Source organism: Puia dinghuensis (assembly GCF_014642875.1).
GTDB classification, from domain to species: Bacteria; Bacteroidota; Bacteroidia; order Chitinophagales; family Chitinophagaceae; genus Puia; species Puia dinghuensis.
On the sequence record NZ_BMJC01000013.1, the window covers coordinates 1 to 3,886 of the forward strand.

Annotated in this window: 5 protein-coding genes and 1 pseudogene; 1 reads left to right on the forward strand and 5 read right to left on the reverse strand. The window is 49.1% G+C overall.

What is annotated here, in order from left to right:
• Positions 1-452 precede the first annotated feature (452 nt).
• Complete coding sequence (locus tag IEY39_RS29515; RefSeq protein WP_188938375.1) at positions 453-590, reverse strand: hypothetical protein; 138 nt, start codon at positions 588-590, stop codon at positions 453-455.
• Between the two features lie 109 nt (positions 591-699).
• On the opposite strand from IEY39_RS29515, the gene IEY39_RS29520 reads away from it, so the two are divergent.
• Complete coding sequence (locus IEY39_RS29520) at positions 700-876, forward strand: hypothetical protein (protein WP_188938376.1); 177 nt, start codon at positions 700-702, stop codon at positions 874-876.
• Between the two features lie 165 nt (positions 877-1,041).
• Here the strand turns inward: IEY39_RS29520 and IEY39_RS29525 are convergent, their stop codons facing one another.
• The 4 genes and pseudogenes from IEY39_RS29525 to IEY39_RS29540 form a co-directional block, all read right to left on the reverse strand.
• Positions 1,042-1,698 (reverse strand): IS1 family transposase, encoded by a 657-nt coding sequence (locus IEY39_RS29525; RefSeq protein ID WP_188938378.1) that lies wholly within the window; start codon positions 1,696-1,698, stop codon positions 1,042-1,044.
• Positions 1,699-1,906: 208 nt separating this feature from the next.
• Positions 1,907-2,527 (reverse strand): hypothetical protein, encoded by a 621-nt coding sequence (locus IEY39_RS29530; RefSeq protein ID WP_188938379.1) that lies wholly within the window; start codon positions 2,525-2,527, stop codon positions 1,907-1,909.
• Entirely contained in the window at positions 2,514-3,239 is a 726-nt protein-coding gene (locus tag IEY39_RS29535) for a hypothetical protein (protein WP_188938381.1), read from the reverse strand. Before IEY39_RS29535 ends, IEY39_RS29530 begins: the two co-directional genes overlap by 14 nt.
• Before the next feature lie 97 nt (positions 3,240-3,336).
• A pseudogene (locus IEY39_RS29540) lies at positions 3,337-3,886 on the reverse strand (hypothetical protein); the annotation flags it as partial.

Sequence of the window (3,886 nt, forward strand, 5' to 3'; positions counted from 1 at the left end):
ATCGCCTTGTTATTGTCCAGGGAGAGATTACCATTCCCGTCGTAGGTATAGTCGTAGGCCCCCTTGGTCCCCTTATAGTGAAAATCCCCCAGCTTCGACAACGAATCATTGGCCGCATCGGCCACCTGCGACAGCTTGTTGGTACGTACATGTCAACGTAGGGCAGGTATTGGGCGTTCCCCTTCGGGTCGCGCTCTACGCTATAGTCCTCACCTTCGATTCCGGGCTGCCGCTTCGATCGCTAACGCATTCCGGAAGGACCCTTTTAACTACGGTATCCCTTGACTCACTCTAGTTGGCTAACATGTCGACCCGCTCAGCTTCAATCTCCCGGCTGGTTTCTCCGCAGGCCGGCCGCCATATCTCCCAACGCGTCGGCATCTCGTGAGCAGTCAGCTGGCTGTATAGGTATCGTCCTCTCTCATGGCAACTTTCCCCGTTTGCGATCCAGTTCACTCGCTGAGGCCGCTTTTGGGAATATGGACGGTCCGGCTGGCCACGGCGGGGCGGGTGCGTAGTAGTGAAGGTAACCCTCTCCGCTTGCCCACGATCAGCGTGTCGGCCATCGTAATCTCCTGCGTCCTTATCAACGGGGTCGCGGTCATTTTCCTGCCGAGCCATCCGTCATTTCAGATGAAAAAATAAATCCCCCCGTGGCCGGGTGCGGGGGATTTATTTTTTCATCCTAAAACAACAGTTATGACGTATTATCTCATCTATCAGGAAAATGAATTGCGGCTCATCCCGATACGGACGGAGCAGGAAGAGGACTTCTGCCAGCGGTTCGCTCAACGAATACTGGCATCAGGAACAAGCCCTTTGGAAGCGTTGCAGGTGTTCGATGCCCTTCCACTTGTTTTTTGCGACGGTCTATGACCGTCGCCTTTTTTCCACCATCCTAAGTGGATGCACACCTGGTCACGGGTAAGGCCGCGTGGGTATTTTGTGCTGCCATCAATATTTATTCCGTATGTCAAAGAACTCTCGATACGATTCTACTTTTTAATCATCTCAACCATAAACGTTTCATCTGGTGAAGGTTCATCCCCAAAAGTAAATCCGCAGACAGCTTTCCAACATCAACAGACTGCGACTGAAACAAATCGTCCGTGGGCTTAGGCGTTTCAGATGCGTTCGGATCGTCAAGTTCTTTCGTTCGATCCGGTTGATACAAGTTGATCCAGCCCGATGCAACCGTTTTGGGATCAGTCGCTCGTACAAGGTCAGCTTATCCGTCCGGATGGTTTTGGGCTTTAAGGACAATAATCGATCTATCAATTGCTTTAGGGTAGCCTTCGTTCTCTTGCCCACAACAAAATCGACCACTACGCTATTTCCCCTATTGATCGCATACGCGACCCAATACTCGTTGTCTTTGCGGTTAATATATGTCCACAATTCATCCACCTCTAAACTGATCTGGTCTGACTGACAAGCCGGACTCGTGATGATCGCCGCCAGGCCGCGTATTCTATCCAGCACGGTTCCCCGGGCAATGCCTAAGACTCTGGCTATGCCCCGGATACAAACGCTTTCACAGACCAATGACCTGATCTGGCTATCCGTCGACGCCGAATACGCCTTGTATTGATACCGGGCTTGCTGAAATTTTCGGCATGCCGGACAATAATAGCGCTGTGAGCCATTCTTTTGCCGGCCCGATCGCCAGCATTTACCCTGGCAGTTTACACAGTCCATAAATAAACCTGCTAATTTGAACCACAAGTAATAAAAATTCCGGGTATCAGAGCGTAAAAATGGACGAACTCACCGGATTTCAGGTACCAAAAAGATGGTGAACTCCCAAACAAGCCTCGCGCAAGGCTTACAGAGCCCGAAATTTGGGAAAACCTGCTAATTTGAACCACTACCTGAACCACGACCCAATTTTAATAATTACTTTGCACTATTCTTTGACCAAAGTCTTTAAGTGATTAGGAAGATATTTGATATTACCGGCTTTGTCCCGATACGGTTCTTCAAACTTCTCTACTATATCTATCGCACAAATTGTTTGCATCCGTGCTTCTTCGCCTAATATACCATCCAAAAGGATTTCAGCGGCAGCTTGTTTATCCGCTTCGTCAAGCTGCTGCAAGTCCGGAGCCTTGACAATAATTTCAAACATCCCATCTTCATATTGCAACAACGTGTATTCCCATTGAGAGGCATCCACTTCAACTATTTCCCCTTCGCTGGTCTCTAGGCTAAATATTAAATTCCACTCTTTCTCCTTTGGCGGCTTTGCATAATAATATTCCCACCCCTCACAATCTTTCGCGCTAGTTATGATCAGTTTTGAATCCTGAAGCAAATCTTCATCTCCATTAGGCGATATGACCAGCGCATTATCCTTTGCCTTGCCAGGGCCGACCTCCCAACTAAAATCGCCTAACTGGGTAACCCAGTTATCTAGTTTTTCTAGCAACTCCGCATTGCTAAAATCAACCCCAAAATTTTGACAGTTTTTAGAAAACCACTCCCAAAACTGCCTTACTTCGAGGGTATTTATCTTATGGTTTCCCATTATTATTGTTTGTTTTATCGTTTGGGTCTTTCTTTATTTCGTTTCGCTTATTGTCCAAGTTGTCTACACCCCCATGATCATCGATGGCCTTTTGCTCTTTTTCCCGCCCCTCTTTAACATCATCAGGATCGTACTTGTCAATAACTTTGGCCTTCTTTCTGTCTCTTCCATCATTTGACTTTCTTGTCTTGGCCGGATTCGGCTTATTGTGCCTGCCAATATATGGCTTACCACTTTGCGTAGCACTTCCAGGCACTTTATAGATAGAGCCTGTTTTTGCCATTTGTGTCGTGGCTGGAACTGCCGGTTTTACAATGTCATGAGGTAAATGTAATTTAATAGTCCCTGCTGTAGATGGAGCCGTAGCAGGCGCCGAAGGCGCACGGGAACCGGAAATATCGCTGCCTATATCTTCAAGCAGCCCAAGAACCGATCCTATCAACGTTGAACCTTCAACAAAAGCAGCCGCACCATCAGTAAGGGGATTTGCGATTCCGCCCCCTCCTTCTATTATCCCTGACACTAACTGGTCTCCTGTTAATAAAACATCTTGGGCAGTCTTACAGCATGCCTCATCGCCTAATGAATCGGTCTTTAATGTAGGATTATTCCCCATTGAAGAGTAAGGGCTTTCCGATTCTCGAGGAGTGGGGTCGATCTGCCACCATCTACCTAATTGTGGATCGAGTTCTCTAAAATGCGTTTCATACATCTCCAACCCCGAACCATCGAAGAACTCTTTGTTTTGAAGCTCCGATCCTTTGTTGTAACGGTATTTGTTTTCAGCATAACTTCCCTTGAGTGCCTTATCACTGATCCCCCGCCATGGTCAACCCGAAGGGGTAATAATGATTCTCCTCCAGCATCGGCCCGCTATACTGCCGCACACTCAGATTATCAAAGAACACGTCCCACCCGGGGGTGGCATTACTCACATAAATATACAAATATCCGCTCTTTGTCATCGGAATTCCCGTATATCCCAGCGGCGACTGCAGTGTCCCTCCGCCCGTCGTCCCGGCGCTCCCCACTGCCACCGCCCCGCTCTGCGGATAGGTGCCCACGATCTTGAACTGGTCGTCCAGCAGGATCCAGTTGAGGAAGGCCTGCGGCTTGCTGCTGCCTTGCTGGGGATTGTTGCTGTTCACGAAACTCGTTATCGCACTTGGCAACGGACTCGACCCGCCCGTCAGGTCGGTGAACGAGCCATGCAGCCCGCCGGACACCGACACCAACCCCGAAGCCAGGACATTCAGCAGGTCGCTCGACGACAGGTTGCCGCCGCCGGTCCCCGTACTGTTGTAATAATACTGCACCGACACATCCACCTTGTCGCCGCTCATCACCTTCAGGATAATC

Excerpts from the sequence above, each read along its gene's own strand:
- IEY39_RS29520 (WP_188938376.1), top strand. The coding sequence starts at position 700 with ATGACGTATTATCTCATCTATCAGGAAAATGAATTGCGGCTCATCCCG.
- IEY39_RS29525 (WP_188938378.1), bottom strand. The coding sequence starts at position 1,698 with ATGGACTGTGTAAACTGCCAGGGTAAATGCTGGCGATCGGGCCGGCAA.
- IEY39_RS29530 (WP_188938379.1), bottom strand. The coding sequence starts at position 2,527 with ATGGGAAACCATAAGATAAATACCCTCGAAGTAAGGCAGTTTTGGGAG.
- IEY39_RS29535 (WP_188938381.1), bottom strand. The coding sequence starts at position 3,239 with ATGTATGAAACGCATTTTAGAGAACTCGATCCACAATTAGGTAGATGG.